25 protein-coding genes and 1 tRNA gene are annotated in these 24,149 nt (G+C 52.7%); 15 read left to right on the forward strand and 11 right to left on the reverse strand.

All coding sequences use genetic code 11. The features are described 5' to 3' along the window. The first annotated feature begins 114 nt into the window (after window positions 1-114). The 3 genes from rpmB to Q1A51_RS22060 all read left to right on the forward strand — a co-directional run bounded on the left by rpmB (window position 115) and on the right by Q1A51_RS22060 (window position 1,407). On the forward strand, window positions 115-405 hold the full coding sequence (gene rpmB / locus Q1A51_RS22050; RefSeq protein ID WP_299374978.1) for a 50S ribosomal protein L28: 291 nt from the start codon (window positions 115-117) through the stop codon (window positions 403-405). 144 nt (window positions 406-549) lie between these two features. Next, the gene (locus Q1A51_RS22055) at window positions 550-918 is read left to right on the forward strand and encodes a hypothetical protein (RefSeq protein WP_299602495.1); all 369 of its coding nucleotides are present in this window, start codon (window positions 550-552) and stop codon (window positions 916-918) included. A gap of 15 nt (window positions 919-933) precedes the next feature. Next, a complete protein-coding gene (locus Q1A51_RS22060; RefSeq protein WP_299602497.1) occupies window positions 934-1,407 on the forward strand; it encodes a copper chaperone PCu(A)C in 474 nt (157 codons plus the stop codon). Window positions 1,408-1,503: 96 nt separating this feature from the next. On the opposite strand, the gene Q1A51_RS22065 is transcribed toward Q1A51_RS22060, so the two are convergent. Beyond that, entirely contained in the window at window positions 1,504-2,202 is a 699-nt protein-coding gene (locus tag Q1A51_RS22065; protein WP_299602501.1) for an NAD-dependent deacylase, read from the reverse strand. A 59-nt stretch (window positions 2,203-2,261) separates the two neighbouring features. Next, window positions 2,262-3,224: a LysR family transcriptional regulator gene (locus Q1A51_RS22070; protein ID WP_299602504.1), complete on the reverse strand. Its 963-nt coding sequence runs from the start codon at window positions 3,222-3,224 to the stop codon at window positions 2,262-2,264. 146 nt (window positions 3,225-3,370) lie between these two features. Here Q1A51_RS22070 and Q1A51_RS22075 point away from each other — a divergent pair, with 146 nt between their 5' ends. From Q1A51_RS22075 to Q1A51_RS22110, 8 genes are all read left to right on the forward strand, one after another. Then, window positions 3,371-4,252 (forward strand): carbon-nitrogen hydrolase family protein, encoded by an 882-nt coding sequence (locus tag Q1A51_RS22075; RefSeq protein WP_299602508.1) that lies wholly within the window; start codon window positions 3,371-3,373, stop codon window positions 4,250-4,252. 81 nt (window positions 4,253-4,333) lie between these two features. Next, entirely contained in the window at window positions 4,334-4,552 is a 219-nt protein-coding gene (infA, locus tag Q1A51_RS22080) for a translation initiation factor IF-1 (RefSeq protein ID WP_005978431.1), read from the forward strand. Window positions 4,553-4,561: 9 nt separating this feature from the next. Next, on the forward strand, window positions 4,562-5,131 hold the full coding sequence (locus Q1A51_RS22085; RefSeq protein WP_299602511.1) for a nucleoside triphosphate pyrophosphatase: 570 nt from the start codon (window positions 4,562-4,564) through the stop codon (window positions 5,129-5,131). Continuing rightward, a complete protein-coding gene (locus Q1A51_RS22090) occupies window positions 5,128-6,150 on the forward strand; it encodes a ribonuclease E/G (RefSeq protein WP_299602515.1) in 1,023 nt (340 codons plus the stop codon). Before Q1A51_RS22085 ends, Q1A51_RS22090 begins: the two co-directional genes overlap by 4 nt. Further along, complete coding sequence (gene yacG / locus Q1A51_RS22095; RefSeq protein ID WP_299205120.1) at window positions 6,147-6,317, forward strand: DNA gyrase inhibitor YacG; 171 nt, start codon at window positions 6,147-6,149, stop codon at window positions 6,315-6,317. The genes Q1A51_RS22090 and yacG overlap by 4 nt, the downstream gene beginning before the upstream one ends. An 81-nt stretch (window positions 6,318-6,398) precedes the next feature. After that, window positions 6,399-6,473: transfer RNA gene (locus Q1A51_RS22100), tRNA-Phe, on the forward strand. A gap of 472 nt (window positions 6,474-6,945) precedes the next feature. Then, a complete protein-coding gene (locus Q1A51_RS22105) occupies window positions 6,946-9,012 on the forward strand; it encodes a hypothetical protein (protein WP_299602519.1) in 2,067 nt (688 codons plus the stop codon). A 61-nt stretch (window positions 9,013-9,073) separates the two neighbouring features. Further along, the gene (locus Q1A51_RS22110) at window positions 9,074-9,724 is read left to right on the forward strand and encodes a hypothetical protein (protein ID WP_299602521.1); all 651 of its coding nucleotides are present in this window, start codon (window positions 9,074-9,076) and stop codon (window positions 9,722-9,724) included. On the opposite strand, the gene Q1A51_RS22115 is transcribed toward Q1A51_RS22110, so the two are convergent. From Q1A51_RS22115 to Q1A51_RS22125, 3 genes are all read right to left on the reverse strand, one after another. After that, window positions 9,714-10,343 carry a hypothetical protein gene (locus Q1A51_RS22115; protein WP_299602524.1) on the reverse strand — a complete coding sequence of 210 codons (630 nt, stop codon included), beginning with the start codon at window positions 10,341-10,343 and terminating at the stop codon, window positions 9,714-9,716. The two genes, Q1A51_RS22110 and Q1A51_RS22115, sit on opposite strands and share 11 nt — an antisense overlap. 642 nt (window positions 10,344-10,985) lie before the next feature. Next, window positions 10,986-11,701 (reverse strand): IS5 family transposase gene (locus tag Q1A51_RS22120; RefSeq protein WP_299602526.1). Its coding sequence is split into 2 segments (ribosomal slippage): window positions 10,986-11,410 and window positions 11,410-11,701, totalling 717 coding nucleotides; the frame shifts between segments, so codons are not numbered across the junction. A 908-nt stretch (window positions 11,702-12,609) separates the two neighbouring features. Beyond that, complete coding sequence (locus tag Q1A51_RS22125) at window positions 12,610-13,335, reverse strand: hypothetical protein (protein WP_299602529.1); 726 nt, start codon at window positions 13,333-13,335, stop codon at window positions 12,610-12,612. Window positions 13,336-13,744: 409 nt separating this feature from the next. Here Q1A51_RS22125 and Q1A51_RS22130 point away from each other — a divergent pair, with 409 nt between their 5' ends. After that, entirely contained in the window at window positions 13,745-13,939 is a 195-nt protein-coding gene (locus tag Q1A51_RS22130) for a hypothetical protein (RefSeq protein WP_299602533.1), read from the forward strand. Here the strand turns inward: Q1A51_RS22130 and Q1A51_RS22135 are convergent. Then, window positions 13,926-14,564, reverse strand: coding sequence for a hypothetical protein (locus Q1A51_RS22135; RefSeq protein WP_299602535.1), 639 nt, complete (start codon window positions 14,562-14,564; stop codon window positions 13,926-13,928). The two genes, Q1A51_RS22130 and Q1A51_RS22135, sit on opposite strands and share 14 nt — an antisense overlap. Window positions 14,565-14,969: 405 nt before the next feature. On the opposite strand from Q1A51_RS22135, the gene Q1A51_RS22140 reads away from it, so the two are divergent. After that, window positions 14,970-15,110 (forward strand): hypothetical protein, encoded by a 141-nt coding sequence (locus tag Q1A51_RS22140; protein WP_299602538.1) that lies wholly within the window; start codon window positions 14,970-14,972, stop codon window positions 15,108-15,110. On the opposite strand, the gene Q1A51_RS22145 is transcribed toward Q1A51_RS22140, so the two are convergent. The 5 genes from Q1A51_RS22145 to Q1A51_RS22165 form a co-directional block, all read right to left on the reverse strand. Beyond that, window positions 15,092-16,921 carry a cell wall hydrolase gene (locus tag Q1A51_RS22145; RefSeq protein WP_299602541.1) on the reverse strand — a complete coding sequence of 610 codons (1,830 nt, stop codon included), beginning with the start codon at window positions 16,919-16,921 and terminating at the stop codon, window positions 15,092-15,094. The two genes, Q1A51_RS22140 and Q1A51_RS22145, sit on opposite strands and share 19 nt — an antisense overlap. Window positions 16,922-16,963: 42 nt before the next feature. Next, window positions 16,964-18,244: a hypothetical protein gene (locus tag Q1A51_RS22150; protein WP_299602544.1), complete on the reverse strand. Its 1,281-nt coding sequence runs from the start codon at window positions 18,242-18,244 to the stop codon at window positions 16,964-16,966. 132 nt (window positions 18,245-18,376) lie between these two features. Next, window positions 18,377-18,508: a hypothetical protein gene (locus tag Q1A51_RS22155; RefSeq protein WP_299602545.1), complete on the reverse strand. Its 132-nt coding sequence runs from the start codon at window positions 18,506-18,508 to the stop codon at window positions 18,377-18,379. Between the two features lie 323 nt (window positions 18,509-18,831). Then, entirely contained in the window at window positions 18,832-20,262 is a 1,431-nt protein-coding gene (locus tag Q1A51_RS22160; protein WP_299602547.1) for a recombinase family protein, read from the reverse strand. Window positions 20,263-20,449: 187 nt separating this feature from the next. Further along, window positions 20,450-21,664 (reverse strand): TraM recognition domain-containing protein, encoded by a 1,215-nt coding sequence (locus Q1A51_RS22165; RefSeq protein ID WP_299602549.1) that lies wholly within the window; start codon window positions 21,662-21,664, stop codon window positions 20,450-20,452. Window positions 21,665-21,802: 138 nt separating this feature from the next. Here Q1A51_RS22165 and Q1A51_RS22170 point away from each other — a divergent pair, with 138 nt between their 5' ends. Further along, the gene (locus tag Q1A51_RS22170) at window positions 21,803-22,333 is read left to right on the forward strand and encodes a DUF3768 domain-containing protein (protein ID WP_299602552.1); all 531 of its coding nucleotides are present in this window, start codon (window positions 21,803-21,805) and stop codon (window positions 22,331-22,333) included. 355 nt (window positions 22,334-22,688) lie between these two features. Then, window positions 22,689-24,128, forward strand: coding sequence for a caspase family protein (locus Q1A51_RS22175; protein ID WP_299602555.1), 1,440 nt, complete (start codon window positions 22,689-22,691; stop codon window positions 24,126-24,128). Window positions 24,129-24,149 lie beyond the last annotated feature (21 nt).

Raw genomic sequence — 24,149 nt, forward strand, 5'->3', positions numbered from 1 at the left:
CGAATCTTGGTTGAGCGCATACCAGCCGCTGACCAAGTTTCAGGCGCTGCCATTGCGGCGCCCTTTTGATATTTGCGAGGGCGCGTCCCTTGCCGGACGAAAGAGGACAAGCCGATGTCGCGCGTATGCGAACTGACCGGAAAAGGCCCGATGACTGGCAACAATGTCAGCCACGCCAACAACAAAACACGTCGGCGCTTCTTGCCGAACCTGAATGACGTAACCCTTCAGTCCGAGACACTGGGCCGTGGTGTAAAATTGCGCATCTCGGCTGCGGCACTTCGGTCGGTTGATCACCGCGGTGGTCTGGACGCGTACCTTGCCAAAGCCAAGGACGTTGAACTGTCGGACCGTGCCCTGAAAGTCAAAAAAGAGATCGCGAAGGCGCAAGCCGCCGCCGCCTGATTTCAAAGCTTTTCAGCTTGTGACCCCGCTTTCGCAAGAAGGCGGGTTTTCTTGTTTTGTGACGCCTGCTCGGGGTCGCGGACGCTTGTGAGCGGTGATTGTGCCGCAGTTGTGATGTGAGCCGAGTCTCTCTAAGTGTGCGGCATGTACCGCGCTTTTGTGTCCATAGTCCTGAGCCTCGTGCTGTTGGCGACAAGCTACGGTGCCGCGGTGGCACGTGGTGGGCCGCAAGCTGTCGATCAAATGGTGATCTGCTCAGGGACTACGGTGGCCGTCGTCTTTATCGATACGGATGGACAGCCAACGACAGCTCCGCATCTGTGCCCCGACTGCGCGTTACACCTGTTTGCGGCTGTAGCGCCTTTCGAAGCCATTCCAAAGTGGCTGGACAACGCGACGATGCTTCGAGCCACGCCGCCGGTTGAGCAGCAGTCCGTTACGTGCCAACTACGAGCGTCTGCGCGGGCCCCTCCTGTCGATCTGATCCGGACTTTCCAATCAGAGACCACTTAATTTCAGGAGGACACCATGTCCCTTCGTACTACTCTTGCCGCAGGTATCGCGGCCACACTTCTTTCTGTGCCTGCATTTGCTGACGGCATCATGGTCATGGACCCGTATGCCCGCGCGGCAAGCCCAGCTGCAAAGTCGGGCGCTGCCTTCATGATGATCCGCAATGATACAGGGCAAGACGACACTCTGATCTCGGCCAGCACAGACGCCGCAGCACGGGTTGAATTGCACACGCATATCGAGGTGAGCGACGGCGTGATGCAGATGACGGAAATCGAGGGCGGCATTCCACTGCCCGCCGGCGGCACACACCACATGATGCGGGGCGGTGACCATGTCATGCTCATGAGGCTGACCGGCCCGCTGGAGCAGGACGCGACCATCGAAGTTACCTTGACGTTCGAAAACGCGGGCGAGGTTGCCGTAACCATACCCGTCGACAATGCGCGCAAGCCAGAAGCCGGTGCGCACGGCAGCCACTCGCACTAAAGGCTTGCGGATCAAGATCCGCCTTACATGTGCCCCGCCTGTTTGAAACCAGATGGGACATCGCTGGAAATGTCGTAAGGCGGATCTCGATCCGCCTTACCCAGCCAGAACCTCGGCCACCCAGCTCGGCACCGTTTCTGATGCTTTGCCTGCGCGAACGTCGTCGAACAGACCTACATTCTCGCCCGGTTCCAGGTTGATCTCGATCGTTTCTGCGCCGACATGTCGGGCCATCTGCACAAACCCGGCCGCCGGATACACGTTGCCCGACGTGCCGATAGCGACAAACACGTCGGCGTTTGCCAACGCACGTTCGATCCGTTCCATGTGATAGGGTATTTCGCCAAACCAAACGATATCCGGTCGGGCCGTTGGTCCTGTGCAGTTGGGGCAATCCTGTCCGACTGACATCGCAAGCGGTGCGGGCCAGCGATGCTCACATGTGGCGCACAGGGCAGAATTCAATGCACCGTGCATGTGGATCACGTCCACGCTGCCACCTTTTTCGTGCAGATCGTCGACGTTCTGCGTCACCAAAGTGACGGAACCCGCATGCTCGGCTTGCAGCCGCGCCAGGGCCATGTGTGCCGCATTCGGGTTGGCGTCCGCTGCTTGAGCACGGCGCGCGTTGTAGAAATCAACAACAAGCTGTGGATTGCGCACGAAGCCTTCAGGCGTGGCGACATCTTCGATCCGGTGCTGTGCCCAAAGCCCGCCTTCGTCCCGAAACGTTCCAAGACCGCTTTCGGCTGAAATCCCGGCCCCGGTCAGGATCACGATGGAAGGGACTGACATTTTGCATCTCCTCGCTGCTGCGTGGGCATGTGGACCGGTTCATAAAACAGTGCAAGCGATCAGCCGTCGAGCAAACGCAGCTCACCCGCGAGCCATGGCAATTGTATCAGAGCGGGGTCCATCATATGCGTTTTGATCAGACGGCGCATTGTGTTGGCCACATCGGTCGGTACTTCGCCCGCCCAATCCGCGCTCGCATACAGCGATATCGTGCGTGAGAACGGTTTGAATGGCAGCGGGAACGCATCAACCTGATCATGAAATCGCCCGGCTCGCATGTAGCCCAGCGGCGTCGTAACCGACCACCCGATGCGTCGTGCCACCATTGCCATCAAGGCCAAGTGGCTGCCGATCTCGAAGCGGTCCGCGAAATCCAGCTTTTGACGCGCCAGGTGCGCTTCAATCTGGCGCGAAATCAATTGTTGGCGCTCGTAACGCAGAAATGGCAGGTCGGGCAGGATGGACATGGGATCGCCATCGCGGACCACACCGCGTGGGGCAACCAGAATGAATGGATCTCGGGCCAAGGGATATTCAAGAACGCCATCGCGCATGGTACCATCACTGGCCGAAATGGCGATGTGCAGGCTCTTGTCGGCAATCGCTTGCAGGATCTCGTGGCTGGGGGCGGTCGCAAGCGTGAATTTGCAGCGCGTCAGGCTGTCAGCGAGGATCGTCACCAGCCTTGGGGTCAGGTCGTTCTCGAAGTCATCGATGACGCCAATGGAAAGGGCCGATAAATGTGCCAGGTCCATCACCGTCAATTCGGATTGCGCAAGACGCAGTTGCGACAAAGCGGCCTCGGCCCGTGCCAGAAAGCTGGTGCCGGCAGGCGTCAGCCGCATGGGGCGTTTTCCGTGATCGACCAGGTCAGTGGCCAAAGCCGTTTCGAGGTTCCGCAATTGCTGACTGACGGCAGGTTGGCTGAGGCCGGTCACTGACGCGGCTTGGGCAACTGAACCGGTTGCGGCGAGCGCTTCGAACACTTCAAGGCCACGCAGGGTGACACCCTTGCTTAACATGGGATACCTTTACACAGTTTTGTATTCTTTGAATGTTCAGGTGCGGATCGGTCAAGAAAAATCAGTCTTCATGTCGCATTGCTTTTGGCTTTTTGAAAGACATGCCGCGTCTTGCGTCAAGCGATCAGAGTAAGGCACAAAAGGGTATGAAGATTGCAACAGCCTCGTATCCTCTTGATGTACTGCCCGATTGGGTGGCCTATGAGGACAAGTTGACGGCATGGGTGTCCGAAGCGGCGGAAGCCGGTGCGGATTTGCTGGTTTTCCCCGAGTATGGCGCGATGGAGTTGGCCACGCTTGCCGGGTTGGACATTGCCCGCGATCTGGAGGCTTCCCTTTTCGCCGTGGCGGATCGGTTGCCCGATGCGGATGCGCTGCATGCTCACCTTGCTGCTCAGTTCCGCGTGCATATCCTTGCCGCCTCTGGCCCTGCGCGACATGATGAAATTGCCCGCCCTGTGAACCGCGCCCGCCTGTTTGCCCCCGGCGGGGCGGTTGGCGTGCAAGACAAACAGATCATGACCCGTTTCGAGGCGGAGACATGGAACGTCGTTCCGGGCGATCCCTTGCAATTGTTTGATACGGCGCTGGGGCGGATTGGCATCCTGATATGCTACGACAGCGAGTTCCCACTTCTGGGGCGGGCCCTTGCCGATGCCGATATCATTTTGGTGCCATCCGTGACTGAAGCCTTGTCGGGCTATTCCCGCGTTCGGATCGGTGCGCAGGCGCGCGCGTTGGAAAATCAATGCGTTACCGTGATGTCGTCCGTTGTTGGGGAAGCGTCCTGGTCCGAGGCCGTCGACATCTCGACAGGGGCGGGTGGCATTTTCGGGCCACCGGATCAGGGGTTTCCCGAGACCGGAGTGATTGCAACGGGCACGCTAAACGAGCCGGGATGGGTGTATGGCGAGATTGATTTGGCCCGCGTCGCAAGTGTGCGGGCAAACGGCACGGTCTTGAACCGCAGGGACTGGGATGCACAAAGCGGTCGTGCCGATCCTGTCAAAGTCGTGACACTCGCCTGATTAGCCCTTGAATTATGGGGCGCAGAGGCGCATTTAGTGGCGCGTCCGCACATTGGCGGGCAATGCAATGAAGGAGAGACCATGGCCAAGGAAGATACGCTCGAATTTCCCGGTGTCGTGAAGGAACTCCTGCCCAATGCGACGTTTCGGGTCGAGCTTGAGAATGGCCATGAGATCATCGCACACACGGCAGGAAAAATGCGCAAGAACCGCATCCGCGTTCTGGCTGGCGACAAGGTACAGGTCGAGATGACCCCCTATGATCTGACCAAGGGTCGGATCAACTACCGCTTTAAATAAACCACTTTCGTGGCATTTGTTCTGGGATCCGGAAGTCCGAGGCGGCTTGAGCTGCTCGGGCAACTTGGTGTCGTGCCCGATGATGTGCGCCCGCCCGACATCGACGAAACCCCGCGAAACGGGGAATTGCCGCGCAGCTATTGCGCGCGTATTGCCCGCGAGAAAGTGACTGCAGTGGTTGCCGCTTCCGATGATGTCGTTTTGTGTGCGGACACGACCGTTGCACTGGGGCGTCGCATTCTGGGCAAACCCGAAGATGCAGCCGAAGCGCGCGCATTCCTGAACCAGATGTCGGGTCGTCGCCACCGGGTTATCACTGCCGTTGCGGTAAAAAAGGGTGACAGGGTCTGGGAGCGCGATGTTGTCAGTACGGTGCGCATGAAAGCTCTGTCTGCAGATGAAATCACCAGCTATCTGGCGATGAACGATTGGCAGGGCAAGGCAGGGGGCTATGGCATACAAGGTCCAGCCGGTGCTTTGATCCCTTGGATCTCAGGGTCGTTTTCAGCCATTGTCGGCTTACCTCTTTCTGAGACCGCAGGGCTTTTGCAAGCCGCAGGCATGAAGGTTTGGGCATGAAGGGTCACCAGATATGTTTGGATCATCTGAACGGTCGCGAGGCGGCCGCCCTTGTCGTGGACGGGCACCTGGATGATCTGCTGATTGACTCTGATGCTCCGCGCCCGGGCACCGTTTACCGCGCGGTCACAGACAGACCTGTCAAAGGGCAGGGGGGGCTTTTCCTGAAAACCCCAGATGGCGCGGCGTATCTGCGCGGTGTCAAAGGGATCGGGCAAGGTGAGACACTTTTGGTGCAGGTCACCGGCTACGCCGAGCCGGGCAAGGCCATCCCAGTCAGTCACAAGCTTCTGTTCAAAAGCCGCTATGCCATCGTCACCCCAGATGCTCCTGGCCTCAACCTCTCCCGCAGCATTCGGGATGATGACATTCGGGATGAGCTGATGGCGCTTGCGCATGATGGAATGGACGGGAGCCAGATGGGTCTGATCCTGAGGTCCGCGGCAGCTGGTGCAGATGCCGAAGCAGTGTCGGATGACATTGCCGCAATGCGCGATCTGGCAGAAACGGTTGTGGGTGATCAGGGTGCCGGTCCCGAGGTTCTGACCGAAGGTGATAGCCCCCATGTCTTGGCGTGGCGAGACTGGACCGATCCGGCAACAGTTGTGACAGAACAGGGGTGCTTCGAAGAATATGGTATCCTGGATGCGCTGGACAGTGCGAAGGCGGCGCGCGTGGGTTTGGGCGCAGATGCCAGCATGTTTGTTGAAGCGACACGGGCGCTGGTCGCCGTGGATGTGAACACCGGTGCAGACGGCTCGTTTGCCGCGGGTCTGAAGGCGAACCTCGCCTGCGCGCGCATGCTGCCGTCGGCCTTGCGGGTGCGCGGTTTGGGAGGCCAGATTACCATCGATCTTGCGCCTATGCCTAAAAAGGAACGCAAGACTTTCGAAGCGGCGTTGCGTGCCGCCTTGCGCAAGGATGATGTGGATACGGTGATGGCCGGATGGACACCGCTCGGTCACTTCGAATTGCAACGCAAACGCGCGCGGTTGCCGCTGGCCGAGGTGCTGTCTTGACGTGCCCGATCTGCAGTGAAGACACGGCGCCGGAGTATCGCCCTTTTTGCTCGCGACGTTGCGCAGACATCGACTTGGCTCGATGGATGAACGGCGCCTATTCTGTTCCTTCCCAGCGTGAAGAAGAGGGCGATGTCGTGGATGACGAGGGTCCATTGCCACACTAGGCATTTGGTGTGATTTTGCTATGGACAGTGCCTGACGATACGCTTATCACGCGCCCACCCGAAGCGTCAGGCTTCACCCGTGCCCGGGTAGCTCAGGGGTAGAGCAGTGGATTGAAAATCCTCGTGTCGGTGGTTCGATTCCGCCCCCGGGCACCACAAAATCAAAGGCTTAGGAGAGTTTTTGAGTTTTTAGGCTCGGCATAGGCTCATCTAGTATGAAGCTCGCACTAACTAGCCGTATTGTTGAGCAACCGAATGTCTTGCTTCAAGGTCGGTGGACAACGGTATTGGAATGCAAATGAATACAATGCTGTCTGACTACAGGGGCTTGGAAGTCAAGCAAACGTATTGATGGAAATAGCTCAGTCTGCTACTGCTGAGTGGGGCGGGCGAGATTTGGCTCTCCAAGGGGGCACTTCATGAAAAACAAAGACGTTGAGAGCGTTTTCGCTGTTGATCGTATTGAGCGAAACCATCTCGGTGCGCATGACATAGATGTAAGAAGTCTAGACGGTGGGTATCTACGGGCAGGTACCAATGACCAATCTGAAGAGGTCAGGGATTTCGTGGACCGGCTTGTCGATGAATTACGTACAGCACCTCTAAAGTCATAGGCTGTATGCCTGCGATGGAGATTTCCGACAAATCACACTTTCTAGTCGTACGTTTTGATGTAGAGAACAGTCTTCATCATTTAGGTTTCGTGCCCGAGGCTGATATTCATAGTGTGTCTTGGGACGGTACTACTAGGTTATCGCCCGTGTGGGAGGTGACCTTTGACGGTGACCTGCCCGGTGCAACGATGGACTTCGAGCTGCCAGACAATTCATATGTATGCTTCGTTGGCCCTGTTGATCCTCAGAGAGCAATCGACGCGTGGAAGGCAGAATTGCTTGAGAACAAACCGCAAGGTTCTTTGTGGGCGACGCTTGGGCAATATAATCTTATTGTCATTTGTGAGAAAAAAGAGCTGGAATCTATCCGAGAATTCTGTTCTGCCCATGATTGTCGATGTGAGTTCTGGAGAGTACTTGACCAATCTGATGTGTTGGACCTGGTTTGCGACGAAATAGAGTATTTCATCCCGGACAGACTTGGACGATCGCTTGAGGATCATGAGCTACCTCCATTTTCAGAAGTACATTTAGCGCCGGTTGTTTCTTCACTCGACTCGAGTCTCAAGCAAGCATTTTTGGAATTCTTTTCACTTCGACAAATTACACTTCAACGATCTGCACCAATGTTTCGAGCTCTCAGTGACGATGCGGAAGAGATAAGCGTTAGTGTGCCTTCGTTGTCAGAAATACTAGTCGGCAGTGAGTTGACAGATGATGCACCTAGTGAGAGCGGTGAAGGGGTCGATCGGCCAGAGTCTAGGGTAATACGCGCACTTCAATACCGGGATCGTATACTCGGGATAAACGCAGCTTTATCAAGACAGGTATCCCAAGGTTACTCTGGTGTTGCGCCGCTCATGCAAACAGAGTGTCACTTTTGGCCTCACTCTCTTTTGGGGGCCGGCGTTGCTAGTTTGGCTCTAAGGAACCTGGCGTCATTTATTATTGGTTGCGTTAATGAGTCCGAGTTCGGTGCTCGCTACGAAGCTCGGACAGCCGGTAGCCTTCAAGACCTTGGTTTGTCTGAAGTGGATCTTTCCAGTGAACAACTATCCACGCTAGCTAGCCTCTCCTTGAGTACTGAGAATATTGAAGGATATGAACCTGAAAGGTGGCATATACCGGCACCGATCACCTACTACAGTGGCCGTGATGGGTTCAGGTATGGAACTTTTTCGATAAGCGCGCCACTCCTCTGCATAAGTGGGTGCAACAGTAAGCAGTGGAACCTTGGGACCATTAGCCATGAACTCTCTCATCGTGTTGTAAGTCATCGACTATCGAACCTGTTAAAGGGCGTCAGAAACAGCGCTAAACTTGCCAACGGAAAAGACATCAGAACAGTTTTGCAAGCCTATGATGGAAGCGTCCAGCAAGCAGCCGAAACGCTTTTGATGACCACACTTACTCTTGACGAAGCTTTTCGGGTTGGTGCCGAACGATTTGAGAAGCAGAAGCATGATCCAAAAGCATTTTTCGCAAATGCTATCGCCCATAACAAACATGAATTGGAAGAGCGAATAGTACACATGTTCGATTACTTTCATTTCTATAATATGGAAGCAGATGAATATGTTGCGAATATCTGGCAGTCTTGGGCGATCCAGCCGTCAATCGCTGAGAAATTCAATTCATACATTGAGCGAACTGCTGTAGCGTTGGCACTCAAACATATAGAGAAAGAAAACTGGGCCACGCTGACTTATGAAGAGTTCTTGGCAGCGTCAGATGAGCATTTTTTTTGGCACAAGACACCGTTTCGCGAAAAATTACATTTGGAACTTGCGAATGGAAGAGAGAAGATCACGAAAATTCTGAGGCAGAATTGGTCTACGATCGCTCTGTTTCAGCTCCTATTTCGCTCCCGTGATCTCGCGGTGTCGAGCCAGGAAGAGGCGCGGGAGACCGGTCGCGCTCAGAAGCTTTGCCTCTACGATGTTTCCGGTATGGGGTTCCCTGCACACACAAATCCTTTGCAGCTGATTCGATGGGCTACTACTGACAAGACACCAAATTCTTCACGCGCTGCGTGGTTGTTGTCGGCTCTGGCATTCCGATCAAGAAGGCAGGGAGGGTAATAGATTGGCCACTGTCTATGGATACCTCCATACCCTAACACGTTCAAGGATAGAGGGCTCAATGCTGCCCGAAGAGATCGAAGCGAATATCCATGATGTCTGCGACTCTGAGCGGATTTTTAGCTCATATGAAGGAGATAAGCTTGAAGAAATCAATGGCTGGCAGGTTAGGTCTTTCCTTTCTCCGAAGCCGATGATGGGTGAAGATGACGACGGTTTTCTGTCCGGCCCCTATCCCTACCCTTTCTACGTCTTTGTTAACAAGGTGTCTGGGAATATAATTGTGGCCTCGCTTAGGTACACAATTACTAATTCGATAATCGAAAACCTCAATTATTTCTTGTCTCACCGGATGAATAAGACGCTACAAAGGCTTTCATTTGATATTGAGGCAATTAGGCGTTCAATTGAACGGGGTGAGGAGGAGGCTATTTTTGCAACTTTCGTGCAATTGGACGTCAACGATTTTTCGTCAAAAATTGAAACACTTTCTATTTCCGGAGGTGACGTGCTTGGTGTCGACTTCTTGAATCGATTCGACGTTAAATCATTCCGAGCTAGGCAAATCGGACTTAGAGTAAGTACGTCGTTTTCTGAAACTTGCAGGCTTCAAGGAACAGGTGGAATGCAGTTTTACTCTGATCGATTGCGGGATCTTGAGATTTCTCTGGGTTCAGTACATCGGAGTGACGCCATTGTCACTAACTACTAGGGTTCCAGTACCACTCTGTCGGCTTCTCATGTAAATCTTTATCTTCAGGTTGCACGCCAAACTCGTTTGCTCGTCTTAGATTCCATACTTGGTGGATGAAGCCATGTTTGTCGACGTGGTCGGGCAAGCGTCGCTCCTCTGCAGTTTTTCTAGACGCGAATGCTTTGTCAATGTAATAGCCAGAACAGACCACCTGATTACTGTACTCTCGGTTCATCGAGTCTAAGATGCGCGCGCAAGTTACCAGCGCGTTTCCAGCGTACCGGGGGCCAAGTTGACCTTCCCAGCGAAGCGAGTCGTCGCAATGAATCGCGCTGCGTACATTGATAGTTGAATCAGGCCTGCTTTCTAAATTGTGCTCGTTGATCTCTCGATAAAGCTTTGTCAAAAATGGAAATGCTTTGTCATAGAATGTCTCAAACAGTAAAAAGCCACCGTCACCACTGTCAATCCAGCGCAACTCGCCATCGGTCGCTAAAATTTCTGCAGCATTTGATGCCGTCACTATCCAGCTTTCAAGCTTCTGCTGCGCTCTGTACTGTTGATTGACCGACTTCTTAGAGTACCCTTCGATATCTACGCCAACTACAATTAAGAACTGATTCTGAGGGTCACTCATGATACTTCCGTTTTTATCCAAATTCGCAATGTATTTCACTGTTAGTTTTCGTTGTCAAGCTGTCGTGCCTGTTCACGGTTGTTTTTCATTTTCAGGTGTGTCTTTGAGGGCTTTCGGAAGGAAAAATACCGAACATTGATGATCGGCATTTGGTTCTATGGCTCCTGCTGGAAGAAAATTACCCGGATGACCTGTGATGCATAAGAGTTTCTATTTTCTTTTGGTTGCGTCTTTCGTAGTTTAGAAATTCGCCTTTTACGATCCCAGTTACTTGGTCGCAGCATACTGGACAGGGTCGAGCTTCTTGGTCTCCAAAAACTTGTGACGTAACAAGCTTTTCTCCATGGCAAAAGCGACAGCCTAGATATATTTTTTCCATTTTGATCTCCTGAAGCCGTACATCATCAAGGAGTAGATGCTGTGACGGAGCCCAAGAGACGAAAAGCAATTTTTACTGAGAACGCCCGGCTTAATCTTAGCATAAGCTATAATTGATTGCGACGCTGAAAGAATTTTCCAAGATTTGTGCTCGAAGGTTTAGCAGTCGTTTTGTCTGAGCTATCATGAACCTACTAGGATCTCATTCCTATGCTAGTCGGGTCAGTTTGTTTAATGGGACTTTAGGGTCAGGATTCATAACCATTATATGACGGTTGCTGCGAGTGCGATTGCGGACAGGAAGACCTTGAGGCAGCGATCATAGCGTGTTGCCACGCGCCTCCAATCCTTGAGCCGACCGAACATGATCTCTATCCTGTTGCGCCTTTTGTATCTGCGCTTGTCGTACTTGACCGGTGTCTTGCGCTGCTTTCGGCCGGGGATGCAGGCGCGTATCCCTTTGTCTTTCAACGCATCTCGGAACCAGTCAGCGTCACAACCACGATCACCCAGCAGCCAGTCCACATTTGGTATGCTGTTGAGCAGAGCCCGAGCTCCGATGTAGTCGCTAACCTGCCCGGCGGTAACGAACAGGTTGAGCGGGCGACCTTGGCTATCACAGATAGCATGCAGCTTGGTATTCATGCCGCCCTTGGTTCTACCGATCAGGCGGCCACGCCCCCCTTTTTCGCGACCATACTGGTCGCGGTGCGGTGTGCCTTGAGATAGGTCGCGTCAATCATGACTGTCTTCCGTTCGCCGTTCTCGGCAGCCAGGCCGGCCAATATGCGAGCGAAGACACCTTTCTCGCTCCAACGCTTCCACCGGCTGTAGAGTGTCTTGTGCGGCCCGTATTCCTTAGGGGCATCTCGCCAGCGCAACCCATTGCGATTGATGAAGATAATCCCACTCAACACCCGTTTGTTATCAACCCGGGGCTTGCCGTGCGATTTCGGGAAGAAGGGGGCGAGATCCGCCATCTGCTCGTCGGTTAGCCAATAAAGGTCGCTCGTTTCACCGCTCCGTTTCGGGAGCCGTGAATCACGCAGCGAAGCAAAAATCAATGCATCCTGACCCTAGGGCGACTTACTGTAATGACAATTTGTACCAAGGGTGCTGGGCTGCTCGGAAGATGAAGTGGGAATTGACAACGTAGTTTACAGTTGGGGCGTGAGGAGCAATACGAAGCTGGTAGGCGAGCTAGGGAAGAACAATGTGAAAGTTCGAAAACTGACTCGGATAAGCCCGCATAGTGGGACGCAAGTCCCAAAATCACCAATCGAGCCTTATTTTACACCATGAAATCGGTTCGAACTTCGGTTTTCTGTGTTGTCGCCTGTTTGTTGGCAAAACCACCAAAATACGGCTCTGCTAAGCCGTATTTATCGGTTCGAACTTTTTTCTGTTAATTGACGGTACCGTCGTGGATTGCGACAGCTTGTGACGCCTGTTTTTGACGTGTTGGGGTTGGTTGCCGGTGCCGCCAATGTTTGCTGTCCTGGGTGCATCTCTCGTGCCGTCAGTTGCAGTTGCCCATCCACAACTAAGCCGATATTTCGACCTGTAACGGCGGAACTGTCATTCGCATATCTTCCTACACCAAAAAACTAGCGGCCACCCGCAAAATGCGGAGAACAGCTCCGGACCCAGAGTCACCGATGCTGCGTGTCGCACAAATGTCAGCTTTGCGCAGAAAGCGGATTTTGCAAACATCCGAGATCTGCATGTACTGTACCGTCAGCCCGTATCAGACGCTGCGTTCTAGCTGTGAGATCCGGACAGTCCTAAAAAAGGCTTTTGGGAGAAATCAGGGGGGTGTCACGGATGGAAACAAAGTCGACATCTCTCAGGACATTATGAGATGAACGCAATCAGGACGACCAATGAATCAGGTGGGCGCGCGATAGAGTGTATTACCCTTCTTGCTCACGCGCGTCACGATTTGGTTTTTCTGGACAAGCCTTCGAAGCGCGAACCTGATTTGAGTTGTTGTGAAACTACCTAGGGTTTCAAATCCCACCTGTTTGCTTCCATATGACCGAATACGACTCGGTGAAAAAGCCCATCGATCGTATTGGGAAAGGAACTCCATTATTTTCTTGTCGATGTTTGATGTAGTAGTAATGTCAGTTCGCTCATGATCCTCGCTGGTAGCGTGCTGATCGGCCGACGGGACCTTAGTCTGTTGAAGCGCCTTTAGTGCGCCTCTCAAATCCTCGATTTCATCTTGGATTTCTGCGAGCTCAATCTCTTGTTCGCGCGCTTGGCCTTCGATTTTTCTCTCTAGCGCGATCGGTCCAATTTGTGTGATGCGCACATCTTCTCTTTCCCATGGAAGCGCTAAGAGTATGGTGCCAATCAGACTCACTGGAAGAAGGACTAAGAAGTTTGTATTTCGCGGTTCGGGCCATTTGAACGAAAATGACTCTCCGGAAACAATTTCTAAGCCGCCGAAGATTTCTAAGAACACGCCAGCAACGCACAAAACCAGCAAAAGAAAACTCAAGCCGAGCAACAGCAGACGAAGTCCGTAAGGAATTGTAAAGCTGGACTGATCTTCTTGTCCTACCGGCTGATCTTCATCCAGTAATTCGGTGCCTGCAATGTCTTTCACTGGTTAGTCTCGCGTAACTTCGTCAAAAAATTGAGCGTCAATCATACTTGCCTTGGTTGTCGTTAAGCAAGAACAATGTGTGTTAGGTTCGAAACAGCCACCGTTCGCGAGTTTCGAGCCTTTGTTCATCGATTTGGTTTAGCCGGAAAAGCGCACTAAACCTCTGCAAGGGCTAACGTTTTGACAGCGGCCTACTTTGTGGCAACCGGACAGGTCGACTGCTAAGGCTTCGTATAGTCGCCATCCAGTTTTTAGCATGGCGCGACATCTCGACCCAAAAAGCGTTCTGCTTCAAATCATTTGTGGCTGCTCGGATTCGGGAACGTGAACCCTGACCTAATGCGATGAACTGCCTTCCCACCAAACTGCAGCTATTGTTGCGGGCATAGGTGAAATGAGGAGCATTTTGATGGATACCAAAGTTTTGGGCATAGATCTGGGCAAGACCGTTTGCAGCCTTGCAGGACTGGACGTGAAGGGGGCGGTTGTTTTTCGCGCACGCAACTCGATGCACAATTTCTTACTTGCGCGTTTAAGAAGTACATCGCTTCTATTGGCGATCACTGCGCTGGATTATGAGCTCAGATTAATTATGCTCCGTTAGTCAGCTCGCCTTGGCGCTTCAAGTATTGTCCGATGGTGTTGTGCAAACCATCAGCCCCGCCGGCCAATACCAACGTCGTGATCAGGATATCCAGAGCAGAGAACCAAGACTGTTGTGTTTCATTTTTGATCGCAGCCGCAAAGTCCCCCTCGATAAATTGTCCAAATATCCGAAAGCCGATCACCGCTGCAAAGGCGCTAATCGTCACGCTTGCGAGAGTCGCGGTGAAGGCTTTCCTGTTCTTTAACGGCCTCAATTTCTTTGCCGCTTCCGAAACCATTTCCTGGTGTGCAGCAAACGCAGATACAAAAGCCGCTTGCGCCTCTTGTTCATCTGCACCATTAGCTCGCGCCGCTGCCACAGCCTTGGCTGCATTTTCCTTGGCGATACGTGTGACCATGACTTCATCAGTCAAATGGGCCTCCTCTGAACCGTGATTTGTGTTCACGATGATCTCAATCGCACGCTCAATAAACAGAGCAACAAAGGTGATAGTAAGAAACTTCTGACCTATATCTGTCACGCCAAGCCCTGTGAGGTTGACGTTATCAAATCCTATGCCAAAAGAAATCCAGGCAGCCAAAATCGCGACGCCAGCGATAATAAGCGAGGGAAAATGCTTCATTGGTTCGCTCCGTGAATTTAAGTGGGATAATATGGATCGCTCAGAGATTATAGCAGCAAGGCGCGCCTCATTCGAATATTATTCCGAGTCTATCTCATCGTGCATGTTACTATAAAAGTTTGATCAACGAAGAGTTTCTGTTACCTCAAGCCGACGTTCACACAATTGCAGCGAATTCACATTTTACCCGCACAGAAATTCTTCATTGCTCCTCTGGCATTCGACATACCGACCCGTCGGTTGGCTCGCCGCCACAAGGTAAATCAAGGTTGAACAGGGCGCGTGGAACGGATTTAGCGCGAAAGGCAAGCTAATTGTCGGACGATAGTCTTGTACGGGTTTCGTTATGAACAAGGCGCGGCGAACTAAACGTTCTATCTCAACGTTGCGACAAGCGACCTCAGAATGGCGCCGTCCAATCGCTTTTTCGGCAAGACCAGTCTGGCTGCGAAGTTTACTGATGCGGACCTCGCAGCGGCGGACTTTGCCGAAGCAGTGCTGCAAGCCGCGGCCGTGATGGGAACAATTCAAGGTACGCCGGTGTAAAAGATGTGGTTGCCAATCACAGCGCTGACCTCAGCGTTGGGGTGCCGGGCCCATTTGGGCATGACATAATTTGCGTGGTAGTACTGCGCACCGCCCGTGTGATCAGGCAACGAACCTAAGAACATTTGGTCCGCGATATCCATGCATTCCTCAAATTCGGCGTCTGGGTTGTCTTGCACGGCGCGCATCTTCTGAAGGTTGTTATCACCCGCGTTCCAGCACGAGAACTGCCAGGGTTTCAGGCACACGCCCTTGTGCCCCGAACCAAAGCGTTGGCGGTCGTCGGCCACGCGGTTGGCAATAACGTTGGCCACAGCTTCGCGTCCTTTCCGGCTGGGTTCGCCGCGCGCTTCGCCCCATAGGGTTAGAGCAACGACGAGGACGGCATCGCCGGATGCGTAGTCGGAAAGCGCGTTTTGGTGCGGTGTCGGATCCACATTCATCCACCGAACGGCACGTATGCGTGACACTGGGTAAGTACTGACCTTGCAGGTGTCGCTCTGATTTCCGCCCAGACACTCGATTTTTTTCGATCCTGGTATACGCCTTTTGAAAAACGTCACATGACCTGATGCGGTAGACCCAGCAGTAGGGTGCAACACAACGACTGCGCCTTCAGGGATCTTGGGGTCGGACGAGAGGAACTCGGTGTCCCCCCAGTTTACCCAGTCAGCGGCCCTTGCTGGCAAATTTGTCAGACTTTCAGCCAGCTTTTCGTTGCCTGACTGAACCAAGCAATGCCCTGCGAATGCACCGCACCAGGCAGATGTGCCATCGTTATCTATTCCAATGGACGCAAAGTACTCGCGGACCATGGCCCGCCCATCATCTGTCGTTTCACTTTGGCCACCCCAGCGCGTCTTTTGTTGTTCAGCCACTGTCATCCATGGCGCGTCCGTTGATGGTACTTTTGCAAGATAGCTGCTTGCGTGTTTCTTGATTTTTGAAAAGGCAGATTTCAGCGCCTTATTTAGTGCATTAGCCGTTTGTTCGACAAAGCTGTCGATTGTTAGCAAGTCCCCGTGTTTGATCACGCGTCCGACGGCCTGCATAGCAGCATCAACGTCAATCTGCTTTTCTTTGGGCAAGGCGGTGTTGCTCGCCTTCAAAGCCTCTTCCAAGGCAACATTTGGGTCCCCTTCGCGGTGGATCGCGTCGACATGAATTGCGGCATCCACGCCCAACAGCCACGCGTGCAGCAGGTTCAGAAATGAAGGGACAAAAACCTGATCCACCTCGGTCAGATCATCAGCTGTCAGCATTGCGGTGATCGCGTCATAGTCGAGCGTGCTTTTCCAAACCGCATAACGCAGCTGCGGAAAAGACAAGAAGCGCCGAAATGGACCAAGGGGCGCTTCGGGGTGCGCCGCGGCGAAGGCCGCCCATTCAACTGGGGATACCTGGTAGGGACCTGTCAAACCGGGAACCTTGTTGAAATTCTCAGGTTTTAACTCCGTGAGAATGATTGCAAGAGCAATCATGTAATCCGCCGAAACACCGAACGACGGCGGCGTTGCACCTGTAGAAGCCCGCAGCTGATAGGTGCAGCATTCAGGCACGAAATGGGCTTCGTCAAAGCCGTTAAGCAGGCCCGCGATTGCGGCGTCATCTACTGACTGGATCAAAAAGCTTTCTTCGATCCATCCTTCAACGGGATCGGCCCCAATCAATTTGTACGAAGTAACCGGGACCCGCCCATTGACTGCTACAGCTCCTTCTTCGACAACTACTAGGCTCTTTTCAAAGATGAGATTGATAAGATGCTCATCGTCATTTGCATCTCTGTAAATACGCGGGCGGGTTGTAATCATCCCACCAAACGACGGCATTACAAAAACTTGGACCATAGTGAACTACCCTTCTGAAACAATAGCAAACAATTCTGGAGTGACTTGCGCCGGGGCCGCTCCTTCAACAGTAGGTGTTTCTTTCTTGGCGTAGGAGTCCAGCTTCGCCCGGAAAGTAGTGCTGCCAAATGTGGTGTCGGCGGGAAGTGGTGTGCCGTCAGTGACGCTTGCATTGATTGCCTGTATGAGTAGCCCCTGTTCCGAGGAATTCCCCTTATACACTCCAAGCTCAAGGTAGTTGCGGAAAGTTCCCAGATCCTCTGCTTTGCATCCCGTACTACCGAGTATATCCCATTCAGATTGGCTGATACGACCGTCGATCGAAACGGCCCCCGGTTTGGTCCCAGCCGCGACAGTTTCGAAAATCCGAACTGCTGAACGGGTTTTAGGCCCAACGGTACCGGTTGGCGTGTCGACGCAAAGAAGAGTTTGCGCGCGTCGAATGACTTCGCATCCTCGTCCGGGCGCAAATCCAGAGGCAAACAACAGGCCGAAGTCTGAGCATTCCGCGCGGCCTGGTGCCTCAATTCTCGGATTGATCCGATTGCCTGGATCAGCTGCCACCAATGGCTTTGCTGCTGCGAACTGCTCCTGTGCTTCCCTCGCAAGGTCCGGGGTGTTGCCTGTGACCGCGCCGCGGCTGAATTCGTTGACGTTCAGCAGGATCGTTTGCGGCGTGCAGATGCGCAGGTAGTTGCGCAGGGCGTTGATCATCTCGGGGCGCGAGCTGATCTTGGCGTTACTGGCTGCCTGGCGGAATGCTGTGCGGCGCTCAAAGACGACCGTCTTGATCGTTGATGGTTCCAGTGCAGACAAAACGGTCGTCGTCTGCGCGTCGTAGATCGAATTGGCAAACCCAAAAACTTGGGTGACATAGGCCAACGTTTCGCCGCTCGCACCACTTGTACCCAGGACACCGCCCAGAAAGACTTGGGTTGCGTTCAAACCCCGGCGTGACACTAAACGTTCGGTACGGATGCGGTCGATCCAGGCGATGTAGCGATCGCAGCGCTGATCAATATCGTTAAAGCCAGTGAATGTCAGTAGGGGGTATTCAGCCGGTCCCAATGATCGGTCGCAGGCGCGCTTCTCTTCATCGACCGAACCCATGCCCGCCTGAATGCAAAGCTCAACTAAATATAGTGCAAGCGCATTACTATCCTGAGGCATCTCCGGCGTGTAAAGGTCAACGCCAATCCCTTCGTACTGGTATTGGTCATTTACCGTGGTCGTACAGCCTGCAATAGATGTAAAAACGAGCACGGAAAATAAACGTGCAAGATTCATTTAAATTTCCCCCGGTGTTTACCTGGGGAAGCTTAAAAAGGACTTTCCCCGTTTGGTGTGTCACCTGACGCAACGGTCGCGTGGTTGGGCCAATTGATCAAGTGATTTTTTTGATTTGAGCGGCGTTTGCGATCATGCAGATGGTTGGAATTGGGCGGATGGTGCCGCGAAACGGTCGAGTCGGTCCCCGATATTGACGTTTTTCAGCGCGTCGCGCAGACCTTTGAAAACGATTTCGGTCAGTTTGACCCAGATCTCGGCCATTCGAATTGTAGTGGCGCTCGAAGGAGGCGGAGCGACTAGGAAAGTCGGAACAATCGGGCCGTGACGACCACCTCTGCAAGTTGGAAGGTGATGACGAGGGCGTGTTGCACGACGCGGGAGCTTCCCCCACATCCGAGCTGCGATGTCTTGCTCTTCCTTGCCAACGTCGCCCGCATAGATCGCCGTTGTTGTGAGCTGCGCGTTTTGGCGTTGTTGCTGCTATTAAGGCAAAAACGAAAAAACAGCTCTATTGAGCCGCACTTTGCGTTTCAACTTTTTTCGCTGGCTCATTGCCTGACGTGGGTACCGTGAGCCGATGATCCCTATCCTCTCGATGTAGTGGTACCTACAATACTGGCATGTGTTTGCTGAACCGGGTGCATCTCCCGTGCAGTCAATTGCAGCTGCCCGTCCACAATCAAACGTATGCTGTAAATTTTCCGTAGCAATGCCCTGGCTTCTTGGTCCGTGGCAACACGGTACAAGTTGGACACATTTGAAACGAACTCAAGCAAGCTTTCGACATCACCCATTTCTTGCATAGTGCGCGCCAGCTGCTCTCTTTCTTCATCGATCTGCTCCAGATCCAGTTTCAGCTGCTGGTCGCGCATGTTGAACTCAGCTTCAGCAAGTTTGCCGTCAATGAATAGGTCCGTCAGGCGTGTCTGCCTCGTTTGGATGTCTGCAACGCGAAGATTGAGAGACCCACGCAATTCTTCCTGCTGCTTGAACAGGTCATAGCCCTCCAAAGACTGTCTAAACACACTGGTTTGCTCTTCTGTCCATTGGAACTCTGCTAGCCCCTGTTGAACGGCATCATCTAGGCGATCCTCTCGGATGCTTCGTGCCGGGCACCCCTTGGTATGGCAGCGGTAGTAAATGTGGGCTTTCTGACGCTCACCGGTGAGTGTTGTGTTGCAGTGACCGCAGGTGAATGTATTCCGGAACTTGTATACGTGCTTGGTTGCCTTCTTCACGTGCCGAGCGGATTTGACGGCCTGCACTCGATTGAAGTCGCGGACTGAAACGAGCGGTATGTGTTTGCCTTTGAAGACTCCCTGTTTGCTGACCAGTTGGCCGCAGAAGTATGGATTGCGCAAAATGGCTTCGACGTTCCGACGAGCCAGGCGGCGGTCGTAGTATCCGGTGAGACCGCGCTGGCGCATTGCCCCAGTCAAGCTCGTGATGGAGTGCTCGCCGGAAAGATAGAGCCTGAACAGTTCTTTCACCAACGGAGCCTTCTTCGGGCACGGAACCTTTAGTTCTCCCTCTCCCATGTCGATATAGCCCAGTGGTGCTCGCCAGGGCCAATAGCCTTGCTTAAGGCGTTGAGACTGGCCTTTCTTCACCTCGATACTGAGATTTCGCGAGTAGTCGGTAGCCAACACCATTTGAATGTCAGCCATCAAACGACCACTGCGGCTATCAAAATCGATGTTGTCGCCTGCACAGAAGACTTTGACGCCCTGATCTGCGAGCTCGGAGATCGTTGCCCAGTCACCAAAGTTGCGAGCGGTCCGATCGAGACGATGCACAATGACCCCTTGGGCTTTTCCAGCCTGAAGATCCCTTGTCATTCGATCAAAGACGGGACGGCCTTTCTTGCGAGCAGTTTCTTGTTCCTCGAACCACTCAACAACCTGGAGGTTGTTGTGACTCGCAAATCCCATGATGGCGTCTTTCTGGGCCTCAAGGGACGCACCTTCCCCCTGTTTGAGGGTAGAGACCCGCACGTAGCCAAAGCACGGGATCATGGATCTGAGTTAATGTCCTCAGACTCTATCACATCCTCTATTTTTGGCGAATCCGGCCACAGCCATTTGCCTTCCCGCACCAAGCGTTCATGGACTAGCAAACAGTGGTCCAAATATCGCATCAAGTGATCGTCTCTGTTCATGTCTCTAGTTTGCGAGTGGACAGGATTCTAAGCTAGCAGCCAACTTATGCCCTCCCGTGATACGGCGGATACATCGACGCGGTGAACGGCTGCAAACGTTCACCGCGATGGGTGAGCAAAGCATTGGCACGGTGGTTTGGTTGGTTCTGAAAATCGAAGGCTGAGAAGATAGGCATTTGCCGTTCGAAGAACGGTGCGTCGCTAGCCCCGACGCGAAACACGATCTGGTTGCCGACGTTTCCAACGATTGCATCACGCACATCGTGTTCAATCTGAGAAAGGTGTTGGTGGGCTAAGATCAACCCGAGGCCGTACTTCCGCGCCTCAGATAGCATTCCGGTGAATGTTTTGGTGGTTAGGTTGTGGAACTCATCAACATAGAGGAAGAACGGGCTTCGAGCGACTGCTGGAACGCCGTGGCGAGTGAATGCTGCCTGCATGATACTGGAGGTGATTAATCCGCCCATCACGTTCGAAACGTCAGTACCAAGGCGTCCTTTGGCCAGGTTCACAATCAAGACCTGACCGCTGTCCATGATGGACCGAAAGCTCAACGGCTCTTGTGGTTCACATAGGGCCGTGCGGACTGCCGGATGCGCGAGGAACGCGCCCAACTTGTTGGCAATCGGTGATACACCGTCAGCGCTGGTTTGATAGTTCAACGATGGAAACTCGTGTTTCCAGAAAAAGCGGACCTGGGGGTCGGTGATACTTTCTGTAATTTGGCGACGATAGCCTTTGTATACAAAGAGGCGCATGAGGTCGCGCAGGTCTGCAGCGGGTTGCTCCATAAGAGCAAGCACGGCATGACGTAGCAAGTGCTCCATCCTCGCGCCCCAAGCATCCGGCCATTGCTTCTTAAGCGTCTCAATCAGGCCTGATGCAACAAGTGGGCGGTATAGTTCAGCGACACGTTTGAGTGGGTTGTATCCAAGGCGGCAGTCGGGATCGGCCAAGTCCCAGTACAGGTGAGGTCTTTCGATGTGGTGATGCAGGCTCTCGGCCAGGTCGCCATGGGGGTCGATTAAGCAGAACCCGTTTCCGACCTGGGCATCCTGCCAAGCCAAATTCTGGAGCAGGGTGGTTTTTCCTGTACCGGTTTGTCCGATCACATAACTGTGCAGCAGGCGCTCGCGCGTTTCTATGCCAAACGGTGCCGGGTCTTGATACCGGCGAAACGCGAGACCGATGATTGGGGTGTGCATCGCCCAAGTATCGATGACTGAACCGATAGCACTAGCAGCCAAGATATTGGTCATAATCTAAGAGCATATCTTGACTGCTAGTGGTTTTGCACTGGCTACCGCACAATGCCTCCAGACAGTTCTTTCATCGACCTTCGTCGGATGTGCCGGAGCAATTCCGCTCGGACACATCCGACCGAAAGGAGATGAACTATGGGAATACTGCAAGAAGACTTGGCTGGTGACATTGGTTCAATACCACGTTGTCAGACCTGCGGGTCGGAGCGCGTTGTGAAAAACGCGTGGGCGTGCTGGAACCCGGATAGAGGGATGTGGGAATTGGAGCAGGTGTTCGACCACGAACACTGTAACCAGTGTGAAAGTGAAACCAAGCTTGTGTGGTCGCGGCCCGAAGGACCAAACCATCAGCGTATCCGTGAGCTTAATGATCGCTTCCGCATCGAAGGATTGGGACGCGGTTCCATCCTGCTCACGCAAGGCATTCAGGCTAAAGGTGGGGAGTTTGCCGTATCGGCGGTCAATGCTGTACGAGAGTTCGCTGACTTCTCAAACGATAACGACCCGTGGGGAGAGCATGACTTTGGAGCGGTTGATCTGCATGGCGAGAATGTCTTCTTTAAAATCGACTACTACGATCTCTCGCTGCAGCAGGGTTCGGAGAACCCAGCCAATGACGGCTGTACGCACAGAGTGTTAACGATAATGTTGGCCTCGGAGTATTGATGTGTGTCGCCCGAATTCGGGCGGCTTTTCTTGCAGCTGAAGCCCAACAAGGCCGCGACAGGAAAATTCATGGAGCAACCGTAAGGGACACGCACACAAACGGCGCCGAGCCTTGATACCGGTGAAAGGCTAAGCCGATGACTGCAGTTTTCATCGGTGAATGACGGATACAAATTCACCCGCAGACTAACGCTCAGGGTATGGTAAGATGCACTCTCGGCATAGCTACCAAGCGGCCAAACTTCACATCTCGCAACGAGTGTGATGGCTCCAGAATTGTCATAATTACTATCGAAACACAGATCGTTGCTGTAAACTAAGCCCACGTTTTGATTCGGCATTTTCAAAAAAACTGATGGCTACTAAAGTACTCATGCTTGGTTTTAACTCGTACGGCGAGGATAGCGATATCCCGCCACTTTCTAGTGCTGAGAACAACTTCCGCATATTGCGTGAACTTTTAACATTCAAAAGAGCTGGAGCGCAAGCGGTAGTAGAAAGCGACATATCATCATTTGAAGATAAAACTGCTTCTAAGGCCCGAGCGCTTGTAGCCAATGAGATCCAAGCATGTAAGGACGCTAAGAACGATCTGATTATTTATGTAACCGGACATGGTCTGATTGCTAACAAGACATCTGGTGAGAAAACTGTGGATTCCTTTGTCGTACCCACAAAAAATGCAACGAAGGAAAGAGCACGTGAAGGACAAGTCGATTATTGTATCGATGTAGAATTGGACATCTTCAGCCAACTTAGAAAAATCGATGCACCGAACACAACGGTTATCCTTGATTGCTGCAACGCAAACGCGGCTATAAAAGGCGAAGATGATTCCATGGCAGGTGAAGCGTTGGCCGTGGAGGCAATAGACCTCGGCGCAGAGGCAAGGTCTGCTGGTCGAAGGTTTGCTATTGTTTCTGCATCCGGTAGTGGTCAGAGTGCATGGGAAACGAGTTGGGCTGACGTGAGTCCTTGCCGTCACGGATTAAGAAATAAATACAAGTCACTTGGCCTTAGCAGTGGTGTGAAGCTAACAAACTTTGTCGGAGCTCTAGTAGACGTGTGGGGTTTGAGTGGCATCCAACTTCCTGTTTCGTTAGAGGAACATATAGCACAGGACGACGAGGGTGTTTTTCACTTCATGGCTGCAGCTAACTTAAATGAAGTTCTAAATGAATCACCTGCTGGAACAATCTCGATATCCAATGCGGTTGGAGGTGCTGCAAAGCTTCTTGATATAGTAGAGAATGCCAGCATCCGCCAGAAAGTTGGATTGAGTGATCCCAATGAAATCTCAAAAAAGTTGCCTATATTTCGCCTACCTGGGCCGTCACGAGAGGAGAAATTAGATTACTTAAGTAATTACGTCAGTCACCTGAACGAGGTTACTGAGAGCACTCGGAAAGAGATAATTTCCTTGATTCACCGCGGGCGAGAAGATGCACGCCGTCGTACCAATAAGTTCCCAAGAACAGCAATCGCCCTAGAAGACCGCCTTTTCCGAACAAGCAAAGAAAGAAGTGCGGCTGAGTTTGTCGAGGAATTTCTTTTGAATGGCATTTCCGACAGAATGAAGTCAGAAATTGAAATTAGAGCTGAAAAGTGGACTAAGGCCCGAGAAATTTTTTCAAATACTGAAAGGACGCAGAAAGACAGAATTGCGAAACTGGATGAGCTTTTGGCTCATGAAGCCGAAAATTCCCGAAAGTACAAGAACTACAACATTGTCATATCTTGCTTCGCGCTCGTTGTTACCTCGTTGCTCGTTGCAACTTTGGTATATGGAGGCTAAAATGAAATTACTACTCGTAAT

The sequence above is a fragment of the uncultured Tateyamaria sp. genome (genome assembly GCF_947496075.1).
Lineage (GTDB): Bacteria > Pseudomonadota > Alphaproteobacteria > Rhodobacterales > Rhodobacteraceae > Tateyamaria.

Excerpts from the sequence above, each read along its gene's own strand:
- Q1A51_RS22115 (WP_299602524.1), bottom strand. The coding sequence starts at position 10,343 with ATGAGTGACCCTCAGAATCAGTTCTTAATTGTAGTTGGCGTAGATATC.
- Q1A51_RS22105 (WP_299602519.1), top strand. The coding sequence starts at position 6,946 with ATGGAGATTTCCGACAAATCACACTTTCTAGTCGTACGTTTTGATGTA.
- Q1A51_RS22055 (WP_299602495.1), top strand. The coding sequence starts at position 550 with ATGTACCGCGCTTTTGTGTCCATAGTCCTGAGCCTCGTGCTGTTGGCG.
- Q1A51_RS22075 (WP_299602508.1), top strand. The coding sequence starts at position 3,371 with ATGAAGATTGCAACAGCCTCGTATCCTCTTGATGTACTGCCCGATTGG.
- infA (WP_005978431.1), top strand. The coding sequence starts at position 4,334 with ATGGCCAAGGAAGATACGCTCGAATTTCCCGGTGTCGTGAAGGAACTC.
- Q1A51_RS22150 (WP_299602544.1), bottom strand. The coding sequence starts at position 18,244 with ATGAATCTTGCACGTTTATTTTCCGTGCTCGTTTTTACATCTATTGCA.
- Q1A51_RS22130 (WP_299602533.1), top strand. The coding sequence starts at position 13,745 with ATGGATACCAAAGTTTTGGGCATAGATCTGGGCAAGACCGTTTGCAGC.
- Q1A51_RS22160 (WP_299602547.1), bottom strand. The coding sequence starts at position 20,262 with ATGATCCCGTGCTTTGGCTACGTGCGGGTCTCTACCCTCAAACAGGGG.
- Q1A51_RS22135 (WP_299602535.1), bottom strand. The coding sequence starts at position 14,564 with ATGAAGCATTTTCCCTCGCTTATTATCGCTGGCGTCGCGATTTTGGCT.
- Q1A51_RS22110 (WP_299602521.1), top strand. The coding sequence starts at position 9,074 with ATGCTGCCCGAAGAGATCGAAGCGAATATCCATGATGTCTGCGACTCT.
- Q1A51_RS22170 (WP_299602552.1), top strand. The coding sequence starts at position 21,803 with ATGGGAATACTGCAAGAAGACTTGGCTGGTGACATTGGTTCAATACCA.
- Q1A51_RS22140 (WP_299602538.1), top strand. The coding sequence starts at position 14,970 with ATGGCGCCGTCCAATCGCTTTTTCGGCAAGACCAGTCTGGCTGCGAAG.
- Q1A51_RS22060 (WP_299602497.1), top strand. The coding sequence starts at position 934 with ATGTCCCTTCGTACTACTCTTGCCGCAGGTATCGCGGCCACACTTCTT.
- Q1A51_RS22145 (WP_299602541.1), bottom strand. The coding sequence starts at position 16,921 with ATGATTACAACCCGCCCGCGTATTTACAGAGATGCAAATGACGATGAG.
- Q1A51_RS22070 (WP_299602504.1), bottom strand. The coding sequence starts at position 3,224 with ATGTTAAGCAAGGGTGTCACCCTGCGTGGCCTTGAAGTGTTCGAAGCG.
- Q1A51_RS22090 (WP_299602515.1), top strand. The coding sequence starts at position 5,128 with ATGAAGGGTCACCAGATATGTTTGGATCATCTGAACGGTCGCGAGGCG.
- Q1A51_RS22065 (WP_299602501.1), bottom strand. The coding sequence starts at position 2,202 with ATGTCAGTCCCTTCCATCGTGATCCTGACCGGGGCCGGGATTTCAGCC.
- rpmB (WP_299374978.1), top strand. The coding sequence starts at position 115 with ATGTCGCGCGTATGCGAACTGACCGGAAAAGGCCCGATGACTGGCAAC.
- Q1A51_RS22165 (WP_299602549.1), bottom strand. The coding sequence starts at position 21,664 with ATGACCAATATCTTGGCTGCTAGTGCTATCGGTTCAGTCATCGATACT.
- Q1A51_RS22155 (WP_299602545.1), bottom strand. The coding sequence starts at position 18,508 with ATGGCCGAGATCTGGGTCAAACTGACCGAAATCGTTTTCAAAGGTCTG.
- Q1A51_RS22175 (WP_299602555.1), top strand. The coding sequence starts at position 22,689 with ATGGCTACTAAAGTACTCATGCTTGGTTTTAACTCGTACGGCGAGGAT.